The sequence below is a fragment of the Paenibacillus sp. FSL K6-0108 genome, from assembly GCF_045040695.1.
Lineage (GTDB): Bacteria > Bacillota > Bacilli > Paenibacillales > Paenibacillaceae > Paenibacillus > Paenibacillus pabuli_B.
This window is the reverse complement of sequence record NZ_CP150288.1, coordinates 3,556,994-3,573,976: the sequence shown is the minus strand read 5'-3', so window position 1 is coordinate 3,573,976 and position 16,983 is coordinate 3,556,994. Positions and strand designations below refer to the sequence as shown.

The 16,983-nt window shown below is 43.4% G+C and carries 13 protein-coding genes; 4 read left to right on the top strand and 9 right to left on the bottom strand.

The window, feature by feature from the left end:
• Positions 1 to 28 precede the first annotated feature (28 nt).
• The gene (locus tag MHB49_RS16255; RefSeq protein ID WP_405156881.1) at positions 29 to 880 is read left to right on the top strand and encodes a MurR/RpiR family transcriptional regulator; all 852 of its coding nucleotides are present in this window, start codon (positions 29 to 31) and stop codon (positions 878 to 880) included.
• 60 nt (positions 881 to 940) lie between these two features.
• Here the strand turns inward: MHB49_RS16255 and MHB49_RS16250 are convergent, their stop codons facing one another.
• The 3 genes from MHB49_RS16250 to MHB49_RS16240 form a co-directional block, all read right to left on the bottom strand.
• Positions 941 to 1,669 carry an amino acid ABC transporter ATP-binding protein gene (locus tag MHB49_RS16250; RefSeq protein ID WP_405156880.1) on the bottom strand — a complete coding sequence of 243 codons (729 nt, stop codon included), beginning with the start codon at positions 1,667 to 1,669 and terminating at the stop codon, positions 941 to 943.
• Positions 1,662 to 3,107 (bottom strand): amino acid ABC transporter substrate-binding protein/permease, encoded by a 1,446-nt coding sequence (locus tag MHB49_RS16245; protein ID WP_405156879.1) that lies wholly within the window; start codon positions 3,105 to 3,107, stop codon positions 1,662 to 1,664. The genes MHB49_RS16250 and MHB49_RS16245 overlap by 8 nt, the downstream gene beginning before the upstream one ends.
• A 335-nt stretch (positions 3,108 to 3,442) precedes the next feature.
• Complete coding sequence (locus tag MHB49_RS16240) at positions 3,443 to 5,584, bottom strand: M1 family metallopeptidase (protein WP_405156878.1); 2,142 nt, start codon at positions 5,582 to 5,584, stop codon at positions 3,443 to 3,445.
• Positions 5,585 to 5,908: 324 nt separating this feature from the next.
• Here MHB49_RS16240 and MHB49_RS16235 point away from each other — a divergent pair, with 324 nt between their 5' ends.
• On the top strand, positions 5,909 to 6,772 hold the full coding sequence (locus MHB49_RS16235; RefSeq protein WP_405156877.1) for a helix-turn-helix domain-containing protein: 864 nt from the start codon (positions 5,909 to 5,911) through the stop codon (positions 6,770 to 6,772).
• 87 nt (positions 6,773 to 6,859) lie between these two features.
• Here the strand turns inward: MHB49_RS16235 and MHB49_RS16230 are convergent, their stop codons facing one another.
• The 3 genes from MHB49_RS16230 to MHB49_RS16220 form a co-directional block, all read right to left on the bottom strand.
• Entirely contained in the window at positions 6,860 to 7,231 is a 372-nt protein-coding gene (locus tag MHB49_RS16230) for an iron chaperone (RefSeq protein WP_405156876.1), read from the bottom strand.
• A gap of 107 nt (positions 7,232 to 7,338) precedes the next feature.
• Positions 7,339 to 8,370, bottom strand: coding sequence for an ABC transporter substrate-binding protein (locus tag MHB49_RS16225; protein WP_405156875.1), 1,032 nt, complete (start codon positions 8,368 to 8,370; stop codon positions 7,339 to 7,341).
• Positions 8,371 to 8,626: 256 nt separating this feature from the next.
• Entirely contained in the window at positions 8,627 to 9,253 is a 627-nt protein-coding gene (locus MHB49_RS16220) for a hypothetical protein (protein WP_405156874.1), read from the bottom strand.
• 216 nt (positions 9,254 to 9,469) lie between these two features.
• Here MHB49_RS16220 and MHB49_RS16215 point away from each other — a divergent pair, with 216 nt between their 5' ends.
• Together MHB49_RS16215 and MHB49_RS16210 are read left to right on the top strand one after the other, a co-directional pair.
• Positions 9,470 to 9,844, top strand: a complete 375-nt coding sequence (locus tag MHB49_RS16215) for a BlaI/MecI/CopY family transcriptional regulator (protein WP_405156873.1) — start codon at positions 9,470 to 9,472, stop codon at positions 9,842 to 9,844.
• Positions 9,845 to 9,853: 9 nt separating this feature from the next.
• Entirely contained in the window at positions 9,854 to 11,158 is a 1,305-nt protein-coding gene (locus MHB49_RS16210; protein ID WP_405156872.1) for a M56 family metallopeptidase, read from the top strand.
• Positions 11,159 to 11,350: 192 nt separating this feature from the next.
• Here MHB49_RS16210 and MHB49_RS16205 read toward each other — a convergent pair whose 3' ends face one another.
• From MHB49_RS16205 to MHB49_RS16195, 3 genes are all read right to left on the bottom strand, one after another.
• Positions 11,351 to 13,399 carry a glycoside hydrolase family 16 protein gene (locus tag MHB49_RS16205; RefSeq protein ID WP_405156871.1) on the bottom strand — a complete coding sequence of 683 codons (2,049 nt, stop codon included), beginning with the start codon at positions 13,397 to 13,399 and terminating at the stop codon, positions 11,351 to 11,353.
• Between the two features lie 178 nt (positions 13,400 to 13,577).
• Complete coding sequence (locus MHB49_RS16200) at positions 13,578 to 15,128, bottom strand: response regulator (RefSeq protein WP_405156870.1); 1,551 nt, start codon at positions 15,126 to 15,128, stop codon at positions 13,578 to 13,580.
• Positions 15,129 to 15,130: 2 nt separating this feature from the next.
• Positions 15,131 to 16,945, bottom strand: coding sequence for a sensor histidine kinase (locus tag MHB49_RS16195; RefSeq protein ID WP_405156869.1), 1,815 nt, complete (start codon positions 16,943 to 16,945; stop codon positions 15,131 to 15,133).
• Between the last annotated feature and the right edge of the window lie 38 nt (positions 16,946 to 16,983).

Genomic DNA, 16,983 nt, shown 5'->3' with positions numbered 1-16,983 from the left:
TTATTTTTACGAATCCGGGGTGAACCTGTTGAAAATATTGACCCAATTAACAGACATGAACAACTTTACACCAAATGAAAAAAGCATCGCTTCTTATATTCTGACTCATAAGGAGCTAATGCTTCATTTGAATATTCAAGAGCTTGCCAAAGCTACATACACGTCACATTCTGCCATCAATCGCTTAACTCATAAGCTTGGACTTTCAGGGTTTAAGGAGTTCAGTATTAAGCTTGCCCGAGAGTTTCAGCAGGATGCTCAGAACATCTCCAATATTGATCCCAATTATCCGTTCGCTCTTGGTGAATCTTCACTCCAGGTGGCAAAAGATATTGCTGAATTAATGAAAGAAACGATTGAGAAAAACTTTGCTTTTATGGATGAAGCCTCTCTTTCCGAAGCAGCCCATTTGCTGGATCATGCGAAACGAATCTTCATCTATGCGTTGGGGGATTCTCAAATTCGCGCGAAGAGCTTTCAGAATAAATTGATTAAAATCAATAAATACGTTGTGATCACAACAGAGCTGTCCGAATGGGCCTACCACACCATAAACCTTACGTCCCAGGACTGCGCCATTTTTTTGACCTACCATGAAAAATCACCCATTTTCCTAAAAGCAGCTCAACACTTCTCGCGAGAAAACATTCCATTCATTACGATTACTGCGAACCATCAAAGTGAGTTGGCCCACATGAGTACGATCTGTATCCAAGTGCCGAATGATGAAACAAAACACGCAAAGATTGGTACATTTTCATCACAAATTGCCTTTGATTATGTATTAAACGTGATTTACTCCTGTATTTTTCAAATCGATTATGCTAAAAACATGCAAATGACTTCAAATTCGTTGAAGAGCTTCCATTTGGATATGTAATAGGAAACCATGACCAAAAACCCTTCAAGAACTGATCTTGAAGGGTTTTGATTTGGCATTTTAGAGTACTTTCTCCAGGAAGCTGATCGTCCGTTCATTCTTCGGATTTCCGAATATTTCATCCGGAGTGCCCTGCTCTACAACATAACCACCATCCATAAAGACAACCCGATCCGCAACTTCACGGGCAAATCCCATTTCATGGGTTACAATAATCATCGTCATTCCTTCGCTCGCAAGATCCTTCATTACACCGAGAACTTCGCCAACCATCTCGGGGTCAAGCGCCGAAGTCGGTTCATCGAACAACATAACGTCCGGATTCATGGCAAGTGCACGAGCAATTGCTACACGCTGCTTTTGCCCGCCCGAAAGTTGGTTGGGATAACTCTCTGCTTTATCCGACAAACCAACCCGATCAAGCAAACGCATCGCCGTATCGCGTGCTTCCTGTTCTTTTAATATTCCGAGTTCTCTCGGAGCAAACATGATGTTTTTCAGTACACTGAAATGGGGAAACAGATTGAAGTGCTGAAACACCATGCCGATATTTTCTCGTGCTTTGTTAATGTTCGTTTTGGGATCATTCAGATCCCGATCATCTACGATAACCCGTCCAGCTGTGAGCTCATCTAACTGGTTAATGCAACGAAGAAACGTACTTTTACCTGAACCGGAAGGTCCGATGACACAGACCACTTCACCTTCGTTAACCGATATATCGATGCCTTTCAGCACTTGATTTGTGCCAAAACTTTTCTGTAATCCTTCAACTTTAATTTTACCCACGACGAACCTTCACCTCCAGATAATCAGCAATCTTAGTCAATGTGATAATAACAATCAGGTACATGATCGCAACGGTTAACCAGATGTCAAAAGAGGCGAATGTTCTTGCGATAACAATCTTACCGGATTGCGTCAACTCTACCAGGCCAATGACGGACAAGATCGATGTATCTTTCAATGTAATAACCATCTGATTAATAAATGAAGGAATCATTACCCGTATAGCCTGAGGAATTACAATTTTCATCATGGCTTTGCGATAAGGAAGTCCCAATGAACGGGCGGCCTCCATCTGTCCACGATCAATCGATTGAATACCCCCACGAATAATTTCCGTTACGTAAGCCCCTGCATTCAAACTCAGCGTCAGAATGGCGGCCAGGAACAGCGGCATGGTGAATCCCAAGGCTTGCGGAATCCCGAAATAGATGAAGAATGCCAGGACAATCAACGGCACGCCGCGGAAAATATCCACAAATACTGTAGCCACAACACGAAGGAACTTATTTTGACCTACTTTCATAAAGCCAAAGATCAAGCCGATGATAAAGGCGAAAAACAGCGAAATAATCGTATACAAGAGTGTTTTCCCCATACCTTTGAACAGTGCGGGCAGTGATTTTTGGACTAATTCCCAACGGCCCTGATTTGCGACAGTGGCATTCTCACCAACATATTCCACGGTAATGCGCTTATACTCGCCGTTAGCCTTAATATTCGTTAAACCCTCGTTAAACATCTTAAGTAGTTCCTGATTCTTACCTTTACTTACCGCAAATCCGTAAGAAGCCCCGTCTTCTCTAGCGGTAACGGTTTTTAAACCGTTATTTTGTTTTATTCCAAATCTTAGAACAGGTTCATCTTCAAAACATGCAACCGAGTTTCCAGTTTTCACATCATCATACATTTGCGAAGAATCATCGAATGGAACAATGGTAAAACCATATTTTGAGGCAATGGATTCAGCAAAGCTGTACCCCTCTGTGCCCGTTTTCACAGCGACCTTTTTTCCGCGGAGATCTTCGTAGCTTTTCACGGTATCGTTATTTACGCTAACACCCATTACTACGCCTGATTGATAATAAGGCTCTGAGAAATCAAACTTTTGTTTTCGTTCATCGGTGATACTCATCCCGGCAATGACGCCATCCACCTGATTGGATTCAAGCGCTTGCACAGCAGCATTAAATCCCAGAGCTTTGATTTGATAATTGAAGTTCTGGTCTTTGGCGATCGCATCCAGCAAATCCATATCGATGCCTACAAAATCACCATTTTCATCTTGATATTCAAACGGTGCAAAAGTGATGTCCGTGCCAATCACATAAGTCTTGCCTGAATTGGAATTTGCCTTGGCATCCCCCGACCATCCGGACACCCCCGCCACTAGGAGCAGAATTAGTGATAGTACAAAAAATGAGACCTTGGTTGTTTTCATATGTCCTCCTCATCTCGATGTTCTCCGAATTCTGATCATTTTTTTGTCATTAATGTTACTCTCGTACATTTTCAGGTGTCTTCACACATTATATTGTTATTATTTGCAGGATATTAACAATCAATGCTTTCCTTCACACTCTTCAATTTCCTCCGCAACGTTTTATTTTAAAATATCCACGTTATACTTACCCTTCTGGACAGCTTTTAAAAACCTAAAATTAAACTTAAATAAAAAAAGTCGCCATATAGGCGACTCCATTACAGACGATATTAGATTTTTAATGACAATTGCCAAGGTATTTAATCTTTCTTTATAGGAATGAATACTTAGAGTTATTCCTCAGCAAAAAATTTCGAAAGAGGATTTTCCACTTTTTGTTCCAGTGTTACCTTGCCAGCTTTGTCCAACGTATAGTACTGATAATAAGCGCCGCTGAATCCAATGGATTCCTGCATCTTCATCATAAATGATTCAAGACTCCCACTGCTCAGATGATCTTCATTCCAGAAATTGTGCAGCATCAAACGATTTTGATTATAAGGATGTTTGATCACATAAGCTCCAGCAGCAGACGGTTGGTTCATTGTCTTTTTCCATTGAAACCCGATATGGGTAGCACGGTCCATAATGCTGGATTTCAAAGCTTGCACAAAACCATTGGATTTGGCATTACCAAGTACAATCAGGTTGCTGGAAGCCAATTCCTTTTTCATTTTTTGCTTCAATTCCTGACGGTCCCGGATTACATCATACTTCACTCCGCTTAAATCCAGAAGAGTTGTCAGTTGGCTTACCATGGCTTCCTGTTGTTTGCTCGCAGTCTTGCTCACGTGATCACTGAGCAAAATGGCTAATGGCTCACCTTGAAGGGCTTTATCCATCACACGGCTCATCGTTTCAAAAGGTAAATTCGGAACCTGAGTTAATGCTGATTCATACAGCAATTGAAACTGATCATGCAGATATGCCGTTTTCTCCTCATTCGACAGTTGATATTCAGGCTTCAGCGCAAAATTGGGCTCATATAAAGCCGTCTTCATATCATCACGCGCCTCTTTTCCCAGTACATCTTCTATCGTTTGGAGAAGTCCGTTAATCGTAGTGTTCTGGTACACATAACGTTTAAAATACTCTTTCATAAAGTCATCAAATTTCTCTTCCCCGACGGAACGGTACAATTGGTATATCGCTTGACGGCCTTTATCGTAATAAACCGGGCTGGCCCAATCTCCCACTTCGTCATTCGTTGAAGCAATGGCCTTATCCACCGTGGAATCATCAAATTGGATAGACTTAAAGCCATTCATCGTATCCCCATGCTTCTCAGAGAAGTACACTTTGGAGAAATCGGCAAAACCTTCGTCCAGGAAAGACTCTGTCTCCGAATTATTCCCGATTAACGCATGAAACCACTGATGAGCGATTTCATGCACAAATACTGTGTCCTGTTCTGGAGCAGAATTTATCTCGATTTGCCCCATTTGGATGAGTCTTGAATACTCGATAGCTACACCTTCCACATATGATTCAACAATCCGGAATTCAGGATAAGGGTATTTACCGTATTTTTCACTGAAAAAATCAATGGCTTTGAATGCTTGATCAACATACCCATCAACGACCTTTTTCTTACCTAGCTGGTTATCAAAATAATAATATTCTACGGTGAGGCCATTCCGGGTTACGCTGTCCACTTTGAAGTTCGGGCTGGCAAAGAAAGCAAACTCCCTCGTATTCTCGGCTACGGTGGATACCACTTTGCGTCCAGTCTCTGTATCATCCCGTGTGGTGATCGTACCAGGCATCACTACCTGATATTCATCGGGAACATTGAACTGAACTTCATAATCCGCGGATGTATAATAATCCGTTTCAAATGTTTTACTATAAGGTTTGCTATCCCATTCATGCTTGTCCTCGTCATAGACTGACATTACAGGGAACCAATGAGCCCCATTGATAATGTCTTTGTAGTACGATAAGCGCTGTGAGCCATAGGGAATCTTCAGATTAAAATGGACTTGGACCGACACCGATTCACCAGGCTGAAGGGGCTGCTCCAATTTCACCGACATAGCTTGGTCTTTATTACTGAATTCAAGGGCTTGTCCGTCGGCCGTCACCTTCTCAATATCAATTCCTCCAAGAAAGTCTTCGGGTTTCTTATCAGGGTTATTTTTGCTAATCTCTTCATTGGAACGTTTAAACATGGTCGTCTGTGTCGATTCCGAAAGGTTGGCATCAGCATAAGTATGAAAAACAAGTTGCTTCAATGTATCTTTGCTTGTATTTCGGTAAGTAATGGATTCACTCCCCTCTATCGTCATCTTCTTCTCATCCAGTCGGGCTTGAATTCGATATTGGATAGGCACCTGCGCCTGAATATCTTTTGTTGCCTGTGATATAGCAGATACAGGAGCTGCATTAGCAGCAGTACTACCCGTACTTATGATTGGGCATACCGCCAGAATCATAGCTAGTGCGTTGATGGCTGTTATTTTGATTCGATTTGATGTGAATGAACGTGAATAATTGATATAAATCTCTCCCTCGAATGATTTTGAAGCTCAGAGGCAAGTATAGAAGATCAACCTTACACTGGTTTAATGGGTATCTTAAATTTCGTTTAAAATAAGTGGCTGTTTGGATTAAATGAGTATGAGCTTAATGCAAAAAAGTCGCCATTTAGGCGACATTGACTCTTGTGGTTTTCAATTATAAGCTGTGATTACATAGGAATATAGATTTGAATTGAACTTTTTTATAGAATTTAACACTCATAGGGAGGGCTATCTGTTTTGAATGGAGATGGAATCGTAGAGCTTAATGTCCCCCAACTCCCCTATTATTTAGGAGCAGGACGTTCTGAATATGAAATCGGAGATCACCATCCGAACCGAAAAAAGCTTGGTATCTACGATTTACTGATTGTGGTCAAGGGAGAATTATATATTGGAGAGAATGATCAGCAATGGACTTTGGAAAAAGGAGATTCACTGCTCCTGTTGCCAGATGGAGAACATTATTCGGTCAGGCCGTGTACGCAGAAAACAGTATTCTACTGGCTGCATTTCGAGCATGTTGAAAGGTTCGAAAGCTTGCTAACCTCTTCAGTCGATGAACCGGAGTTCCGGAATTCCTCCAGACCGTTTGGCAACCCTTATACGATAAGACTTCCTAAATATTCGAAATTAATCAATCCACAAATGGCTTTCATTCTTCTGGAGCAATTGTTGACACTGCAAATGGACAACTCCTTTTGGCAGGAGCAACGTTTGCTTGGTGAATTGCTTTCCATGCTGGAAGAAGGCAGCTTGCGGGTTATGGACTCCGTACAGACTCGATTGGCAGAACAAGCAGCAATGTACATTCAACAAAATTATAAAACAAAGGTTACTAATGCTACATTGGCTGCAGCTCTTCATTTTCATCCCAACTATGTGATTCGCTGCATGAAATTGAAGTATGGTAAGACTCCAATTGAATATTTAAATGAACTTCGCCTAGAACGTGCAAAGCGGCTGCTGATAACTACAGACTGGTTGATTGACCGTATAGCTGAAGAAGTGGGCTTTCGTTATGCTCCATACTTCTCATCCTGTTTCAAACGATATAATGGATTTTCTCCGCTTCAATTTCGAAAGCAATATATGACAACGTAATGATGGGAACTCTCCTGAACCAATACAAAGACCCCGCTCACCGTTGTATGTGAGAGCGAGGTCTTCTGTTATACATATCCATCATGCCTATCTCCGCCAAAAGGTTGAACAGTCTGCCTTCTCTGTAATATTGAATTCAATCATTCTCTCCAGTAAAGAGAAATCAACCGGCCCGTCCCACCGGATGCGCACCAATTCCTTGGTGTGATCATAACCGGCCTTCGTAATTTCATCGGAAAAATGATTAATCCCGGCTTTTTCAGGCGCCACAGCCAAATGATGTTTGGATACACTAAATCCAATAATAAAAGTGCCATGATCGGTAAACATGGGCTGATTCCAAGCTATTTTTGGTTCTAATTGTGGGTATTTCTTTGTGATCCACTCCAGAATTTCTTCCGTCCGATCCCGATGCCCCAAGTTATCAATACGTGCTAGATATTCTGCAAAAGCATCCATGTTATTTCTCCTAACTAAAATTTATTTCACGTACTTCATCTCATAATATCATGAAAATAAGATTTTAAAAAAAACCTTTGGTTCAGATTCACCAAAGGGTTGAATGACTACTTCACCGATAGCAAGCTGTCTGAGATAAACTTCAGCTGGCCTTCCAGTGATACAGGGTCATTATAAGTGTCTGAGGTTGGATCAAGTTGAAATACATTGCTGTTTTTAACCGCAGATAGATTTTTCCACAACGCATTGTCATAGACAATCTGCGCATCGCTTGTGTCACCCGACCATGGACTGGTAAAGATAATATCTCCTGCATATTCCGGCAACACTTCCATCGAGATTGAGGCCCAGCCTGTGCCGCTGTCAATGGCTTCAGCCTGGGCTCTTTTTGGTGCCTTCAGGCCAAATTCTCCATAAAGTATCTCACCACCACGCCCGTAATTATGACCAAATACGTATAGTCCTTTGGAATATGGATTCAAAATGGAGACTGTACGATCTCCCACAGCGGCAAGTACTTTTGGCTTCAGCTCATTGATCTTCGCTTCCCATTGCGTGATCCAGTCTTTTGCTTCGGCTTCTCTATTGGTCAGTTTACCCATCTCCAGCATGAGATCCTTGTAATTGCGCTTGCCATATTGTAACTGTACCACTGGCGCTATCTGTGACAATTTGTCGAGTCCCTCCGTACCCGTGTATGCGATGATCAGATCAGGCTTTAGGCTGACAAGTTGTTCAGCAGTTGGCTGCTCGCCGAGATCTGTCGTTCCCTCACTTGCGAGCTGGTCTTTGATATACTTGTTGTTGATTGCACCTGACAACGCTCCGACTACGGGAGCATCGAGTGCTACAAAGTACCCTGTTGAAAATGCGGTCAGATCAACAATTCGCTTCGGATTTACAGGTACTTCCACTTTACCTGCATCGGATTGATATGTAAAAGTCTCTCCTTCGGTACCTGTCGTTGTACCGCCATCAGACGCTGAAGTGGAATTGGTTGATGATTCCGTGTCCGCAGACACGGTTGTATTTGTGGTCTCCGTGGTATTGCTTGATGTTGCTTTCTGCCCGCATGCACTCAGTACGAGTAATAGAATTAGAGCGGAGAACAGCCATATTGAATTTTTCTGTTTCAACAAAATAAACCCACCTTTTTAAAATGATATTGATAATCGTTATCAACGATATCATGCTGCCTCCCATTTGACAAGATAATTTTATATCCGACAACAGACAATACAAGAAAACATCAAATGGCAGATGTTTCAACTTTCCGGTTCTGGATTCGGTTCGGGCCAGGTATACGGGGCATCTGACCATAACACTTCTTAGAACACAAAAAGAACAGCAGTCTATACAGACTGCTGTTCTTTGGTCCCCATGTTCTTAACTTCCCTAGGATTTTGCATATTGTAAAATTGCTACCGCTGCACGGATTCGCAGGTCTGCTTCTTCGCTCTGCAACGCCTTTTTCAGAACATTGAGCGCTTCTTGAACGGTGTCTTCATCAACTCTAGCTGAAGAATGATTATCTCCTGTAGTGGTCGCAGAGGTGATCGAAACCCAGGGTTCCAGTTTCGCCTGAGCAATTGGATGTTCAAATTTTGCAATGATTGAGTCATGACTTACAAGTGCAAGTACATTGTCATGTAACTCTGCTAATGGAATGCGTCCCAGCCAGGTAACTCCTCGTCGGTGGCATATGGATTCCCCTTCGGTTCCGTTGGAATCATCGTAAAAATAATCTCCCATATCCCCTACATACGTCCAATCCTTATCGCTCACTAAAACATAGTCTCCATCCTGCATGATGTACACAAATGTATAGAGAGTGTCCATGATATCACTAAGTTCCGTTTCTCCTAACCTGTAGCGTTGAACCAGTTGCCTTTTCCATTCTTCTGCAGACTCGTGTTCCAAATCTCCTGTCGCAGGCCAACCAATGCCAATAAAGTTGTTCTCCAGAAACGATGAGGTCCAGTCGATCCCTTGCAGTGTAGATTGTATATGAAACAGATTCATTTGGTTCCTCCCTATATTGGTTTCATGATTTAAAATTAAGTATATACTCCCGACAGTTGTCCCTGCATTAAAATCAATCAAAGATTGAGCTTTGGTGTTAGGAAGCACCCAATCAACCCTTGACTATATACTACGCGTTGTAGTAAGTTAGACGTACTACGTAGTGTAGTAATAACCTTCGATATGGACGCATAACGAAGTTAAGGAGTGTTCACCGTGAACCATCTTCAAAAATTATCGGATACTGAAATGGAACTGATGGAAGTGATTTGGGAGTGTGATCCACCTGTCACCTCCACCGAACTGCTGAACATGTTCTCCCAAAGGGGAAAAGCCTGGAAGGCACAAACGATCTCTACATTCCTATCTCGGCTGGTAGACAAAGGGGCACTTACAGCTACAAGAGATGGACGTACCAATAAGTATGTCCCTCGTATTTCGCCTGAAGATTACAAGCTATTGGAGGCACAACAAGTCCTGGATGGATTATATCAAGGCTCAGTAAAAAATTTGATTTCAGCATTGTATGATGGCGACAAACTCTCGGATAAAGACATTGCAGAGCTGAGACAATGGTTTTCGGAAAAGTAGGTGTAATCTATGAATACCATTTTTGTATTACTGTCTACGCTGACTGTTGCCGGAAGTGTCGTTGTCGCTTTCATTCTGTTATTGCGCCTCATTCCCTTTCAAGTCTTCCCTGCAAAATGGCGTTTTGGAATTGGAAAAATGGCTTTAGGATTGTATCTATTGCCCATCTTCCTGGCCTTTAATTGGATATTTTCATTTTTACCGTCCATTACTACAGTAAACGAATTACCCTTAACTGTTAAACATGTGTTACCTGGGACATTCAATCCAGCTCCTGCCATCCAGGCACAGACCATTTCGGCGAACGTTGCTCTCGCTATTATATGCTTATGGGTACTCGGGATCATAGCTTTTGCAGCATGGCAAATCTATTGTTATCACAGGTTTCTCAAGAAATTAAAACTAACACGAACCACTGTTCCAAACAACAGTGATGTTGCTATGCTGCTTCCTGTAATCAAGGAGAATTTGGGTCTCCAGAACGAGGTTAAGCTAGCTTACAGCGCTATCATTCGTAGTCCATTTTTAATTGGACTGAGAAAACCCACTATCTACCTGCCTATGAGGAATTCTGCAAATGTGGATATCGGTATGGTGTTCCATCATGAGCTGATCCACCTGAAAAGGAAAGATTTGTGGATCAAGGCGCTTATATTAGTAGCTCGTGCATTACATTGGTTCAATCCATTGGTTCATCTACTTTCCAAAGACATTCATACATGGAGTGAACTGTCCTGTGATGAAGAAGTCGTAAAAGGAATGTCCTATGCAGATCGTAAACGCTATGGGGAAACCATCCTGAACGTAGTGGCAGGATCACGGAATTTACCCGTACAATTCTGCTCCTCTTTATCCGGGGACGGTAAACAACTAAAAAGGAGATTAACTTTCATGCTTAACGTAAAGAATGTGAAAAAGAAAACCTTTGTTATTGCGGTATCTACGCTATTCCTAGTTGCTGCAGTTAGTACAGTAACAACAGCTTGGGCTTCAAGCAATACTCCGAGGGTGGTTGCGAGCGAGGAAGCTTCTGCGGTAGCGCGTCCATCGCAACCAGCCGCTGTCAGCGAAGAAGTTCCTGTGGTATCTCGTCCATCCGCACAAGCGGCAGTTCGTGAAGAAGCTCCTGCGGTAACGCCTCCTTCCGCACAAGCGGCGGTTCGTGAAGAAGCTCCTGCGGTAACGCGTCCATCAGCTCAAGCGGTAGTTCGCGAAGAAGCAGCTGTAGTGGCACGTCCATCGGCTCAAGAGGTAGTTCGTGAGGAAGCTCCTGCGGTAACGCGTCCTTCGGCGCAGGCTGCTTCCCGTCATTAAAATGGTATAGGCTAGAGTCGAAAAAGAAATTTTGCTTAACACAAATTATCTAACTTTTAAAAAACGATAAAGACCAACAACAAAAATGTTGTTGGTCTTCCCTGTCTTTTCTTCTTCGTTCATCTTGCCTCATCACCGAAAACTATGGTGTGTGGCCCCGACACGACCCCAATCGTAGAAACGGCTATCATACTACTGTTCTTTATACACACGTACATAATCCACCTGCATGGTAGCCGGGATATCAGACGCATTCGGCGTACGGCCGCCATCGAAGTTTCCGCCGATTGCCAAGTTCATAATGAGGTAGAACGGCTCATCGAACGGAGCATTCGGATTATTCGGTGCACCCGCGGAGTACCACTGCTGGTTAGTGACTTTATAGAAAAACTTGCCGTCGACATACCATTTAATGTTGTCTTCTTCCCAAACTACCGAGTACACATGATAATCATTGGCAAATGTTTGCCCTTCTGGGAAGTGATAATCTCCACCCGAAGACTGGTTCACGGGCCATTGTCCACCAAAGTGTATAGTACCGCTTACAGACCCTGGAAGACGTCCTCTCGCTTCCATGACATCGATTTCACCCGATGCAGCCCATGTGCCATATACTGAATCTTTTGGAAGCATCCACAGAGCCGGCCAAACGCCATCACCGGTAGGCAGCTTGGCACGAAAATCTACTCTGCCGTACTTCAAGGAAAGTTTATCCTTGGTGTTAATCTTACCTGAGGAATACTGTGCATATCGATTCGGATCCTGCGGGAACGATTTGCTGTCGTTCAAGGCTTTGATATTCAGCTTTCCATCCTGTACAAATACATTTTGGGTACTGTTTGTATAATGCTGCAGTTCTGCGTTGCCCCAACCCCAGGTAGCAGGATCGTTATTCAGATAATAGCCTGTTTCATAGTTCCATTTACTTGTATCAAGCGTAGTTCCGTTAAATTCATCCTGCCAGATAAGATTCATGCCCGCGATAGCCGGGTCGGTTGGTGTTCCGATCGCGATGTCCTCCTGATCGGATACATCTGGGCGCGGAGCATTTGGATTACCGATGAAGGTATAGTTCACAAAGTTGTTACCAATATTTCCACCCGCCTGTCCGTTCAACGGATAGCCGATACGAATTTGCATATTTTCCTGAATTGGCTGGAACCAAAGGCCATAGATATAATCGGCCCAGTATCCCCACTGATTGGCATCAGACATATTGTTGTAACCATTAGCGGAGTATGCAAACTTGCTCTGACTGGAGTTGCTCAAATCAACCCATTGCCCATTGATGTTAATCTGGTATACAAAATTGCCCAGTTCCTTGGCGATTGGTGCCCCCCCATCAATTTTGGGAAGCGGGACCCCAATGGAACCATTCGCATCTGCTGTAAAGGTTGTACCTTCATATGGTGTAATAACATATGAATTTCTTGTTTGTTCATTAAAGGTAATCGTATAAACAAGATTAGCCAAAGAAGTCTTGGATTCCAATTTGACGTTGATCGATTCCGTTACGTTAAACCAGTAACCTCCTCCACCGTCGGTGAATTGGCCGAAGTTATGATCATAAATCCAGCCACTGGCTGCATTATTGTCAATATCAATCCATGTGCTGCTGTTTACAGGTTTGACATATACCTTCAGATCATCAGCTACGGCGTCATAAATTATCGCAGGATCGTTGTTGAACGTTGGATATGTAAAGCCTGCACCGCCTGTGAAACTTGCTGTAATTTGCGGCCCTTGTGTCGGATTCATCGCTGTGATGGTTGTTTTGTTTATGTTTTGGAATACAAGCTGATATTCAAGCTTAACCCCATTTGCTTTGGAGTACAGTTGAATTTCGGTTGTTTTTGAGAGGGTGAACCAGTAGCCATTGAATCCGCCATCGCTCCAGTGCCCCCAGTTTTGGTTATAGATATATCCTCCGGCTTGATCGATATCAACCCAGTTGTTACCCACTTTCACATTGACACCCACGTCACTGTAAACATCGTTCCACGTAGCGGAGCCTCCATTGAACTTAGGCATGACAAATCCGTAGCTGGCTTTGCCAACGCCAGATTTTGAAATAACAGGTCCATCTGCTGGTGAGAAGTACTCCATTGAAGTAACTGTCGTTCCAGCTGCTTGAACTTTTGTAGTTGGCAGCACACCAACACTGGCCAGCATCACAACAACTAAGAACAAACCAAGTACCTTTTTCATCAACCGTTTCTCCGTAAAGTGAGATGGTTTCATAATTGCCCTCCTTTGATAGGATAATGGTTTCTCCCAATCTATGCGTTTATAGGTAATCGCTTACATTGGGGAACATCTTTATTCTATCGAATAGGATAAACTGCTGAAAAGGTACAATTATTTTTGTTCTATCCCAATTTTTTGGATTTTGATTCAATTTATATATTTTACTGCGGTATTACACTTCACGTTCTACCTTTTGGCGCATCATTTGTCGATACTCTGTGGGTTGAATTTCCATCGCAAGGAGGAACGCTCGTGTAAAACTTTTGTAGCTTTCATAGCCTACCATAGCAGCCACTTCAACAATCTTATGGTCGGTTTCGGCTAGGAGACGCCGCGCTTTATCCATACGTACATCTCTCAGATATTCAGCAAACCCTTTGCCAATGTTCTTCTTGAACAGATTTGAGAAATAGGCGTAATTAAGCGACACATGATTGGATACCATCGCGAGGTCCAGCGGCTTATGATAGCTTTCGTGTATAAAACGGATAGCTTCATTTAAATCCTGCGAATTGCGATAGCTGTACTTATAATCATAATAGAACTGATTCAGCCGAAGCAGCTGCTGTTGCAGTGCTTGAATATAATCACGCATCCCCGGATAATCAAAGAGATTACGCAAAGATTTAAGATCCAACGCTTCTTCACCCATGTAGGGGCGAATAACTCGTTCATATTCCTCCATCATCTGCACTGTGGCGCCGCAGAGCTGTTGGGTATAGTGAATATGATAGCGCTGCAGCACATTTTTATGAAATATGGCGGAAATTCTCTGAGCAATTGCACCACTATCAACAGTCCCAACAGACTGGAACAGCTCATGAAGTTCTTCATAGGGAATTTGCCACTGCTGCTCCATATGCTCAATATGTGCAGGTTGGATCATATATTGATCTGGATACAGGTAACTGTGGCGGTATAGCTCAAGTACTTGTGCATAACTGTCAGGCAACATCTTTAATCCTTGCTGCGGGTCAGTCATAACGGTTATGGCATCGATCATTCTTTCCTTGAGTGCCGCTGGCAAAGCCTCCGGATCTATGGCTGCACTCACAGAGAGGATCAGATACGGGCTGTGTTGCAGGCAAACGCAGCCTTGTCTACCGAATACACCATAAGCAATAGCTTCCATGCTATGGACGCTGCTGGAACCCGGCTGGTTGATCCAGCATTTCTCTCGCAGCAAACATAAACGATAATTGTTCCATAACACAGGATTTTGTTCCTGGATTTGGAGGATCCAGGCCTCATCGTTTAACGCTCCCTGCATAAACATTCGTAATTCTTTACGATCTGTCTCTCGAGCGAGACGGGAGACATGCTGTATGTTGTTCGTAAGAGCCTGCCGTGTCTGGATTTCTTGCCATACATGCTCTAGTGAAGTTTGCAGATCCTCTCGCTTCAGAGGTTTTAACAAGTATCCCTTTGCCCCAAGTTCGATCGCTTTTTGAGCATATGTAAAATCACTATAACCGCTAATAATGAGGTATTCCACCTCGATGCGCTCCTCTTTGGTCTGTGCCATCAGTGCCAGTCCGTCCATGTCCGGCATCATAATATCAGTAATAACGATGTGAATGTTATGCTGGCGCAAAAGGATTAGCGCCTCCATCCCACTTGCGGCACAGTAAATGTTGTTCAGCTCCAGAGGAAATTGAGGCAGCATCGCCCGCAGACCGTCACGGATGTGCTTTTGATCGTCCACAACCAGAATATTGATCACTCCTACCACCCTCCAAGATTTACATTTTCCCAAGGCAAACGTATCGTTACACAGGTATAAGCGCCCTGAACACTATCAATCCAAAGACCGCAATTCTCGCCATAATGAAGCTGCAGCCGCTTATTCACATTTTCCAAACCAAGTCCGTTCTTGCTGGTAACAATCGGCGAATCCGAGTCTCCTCGCAGTGCCGCTTGCAGTCGAACTAACATCTCCGGGTCTAAACCCTCTCCATCATCTTGTATGTTAATGAGCAAGCGGTCATTCTCCACTGAAACGGTGATCTGAATATACACACTTCCGCCTGATGGTGCAGCGTGATGCACTGCATTTTCAACGATAGGCTGCATGCACATTTTAGGAATCGCATATCGGAGCACCTCCTGCGGGAGATCTGCCGTCAACATGATGCTGCCACCTTCCATTAAATTAATAAATTGAACGTAACTTTGAATGTTGGCTAGTTCCTCGCGAAGAGCAACCGTATCACTGCGCCACTGCATGCTGTAGCGAAGTTGTGAACCTAATGATACCAATGAATTCGCAATAGCAGATTGTCGTTGAACCTCTGCGAGCATACGTATAGATTCTAGTGCGTTATACAAAAAATGAGAGTTGATCTGCGAATGCAGTGAATGCAGCTGTGCGTTTTTGGCGATCAATTGTTTATCCACGACCTGTGTCATCAGACGTTTGACCTCATGTAACATTTTATTATAGCTCACAGCCACTTCATCAATCTCATCCCCTCTTTCGTTCTCATCAAGGCCGGTATCAATCGCTGCATCCAGATCTCCTTTTCGTACCTGACGCATTGAAGCCAGTACGCTGTCCAGCCGTCGGAAAATCCGCCGGGTTGTATGTGATACAAGCAGCATGATGAGCAGCAGAACACATAATGTAATCGTTACCACAAATGCATACCAGCTGCGCGGCCCCTTCATCAACGCCTGATGGGAGGCGATATCGACCACATAAGTATTTAGCGGAGCGATGTATCGGTACAGTGCATAGTAGCTCTGATCACCTACCTTAATCTTAACGGGATTTTCCTGTGGCAGTACATCCAGCTGGCGATGAACAGCACTAAGGATTTCATCGAGTCCTTTCCCGGCTTTTCGCGCAAACTCATGCTGTGGATTATAGACATATTGGAGAGGATCGCTTTCGTTCATCAAAACAGAAAAGAAATCTCCCTTGCTCTCCTGGAGCAGGTCGCTGAAAAACATGCTGTGCGGGACGCGAATTTCCATAATACTCGGTCGTTTTTTCTCCTGGCCCTGAAGGCGAACCAACCGGTAGTATGATAGCGTATGTTCACCATCCTTAAAAGCAAATAAACGGTAAGCCGCACCACCTTCATCCCGAAGCTTTGCCCAGTAATCCTGCGGCCAAAATTTATTATAATGGTAGATTTCAGGCCAGATTTCATACAGGTTCGGGTTATCTACGTAAAAGCTGAGTTCACTGATCATCGCATTACTTTGAATGATGTTTTGCATTTGCTCAAATTGGTTTTGCTTAAATTTCACCAGTCGCAGTCCATCCACAAGCATATTGGAATGAATAAAATCCACAAATGACTTTTGAGTGAGCGCAGTGTTGGAAGCGTTCTCAACGATGTCCATTCTGCTGCGCAATTGGTCGTTCAACCATGCAACGTGGCTGTTGCCTGCTGCCATAGCGTCCTTGTATAGCTGGGTTTCCTGCATGCGAATATATAAAAAGGATACTAATATAACGGGTATGGCAATCATCAGGCTAAACGCCAGAAACAGCTTTTGGGATATACGGGCATTGCGGTAAAGTTTCCTCAATCTAGTCAGTAGGTAATTCATTCTGAAGTCCTCACCAC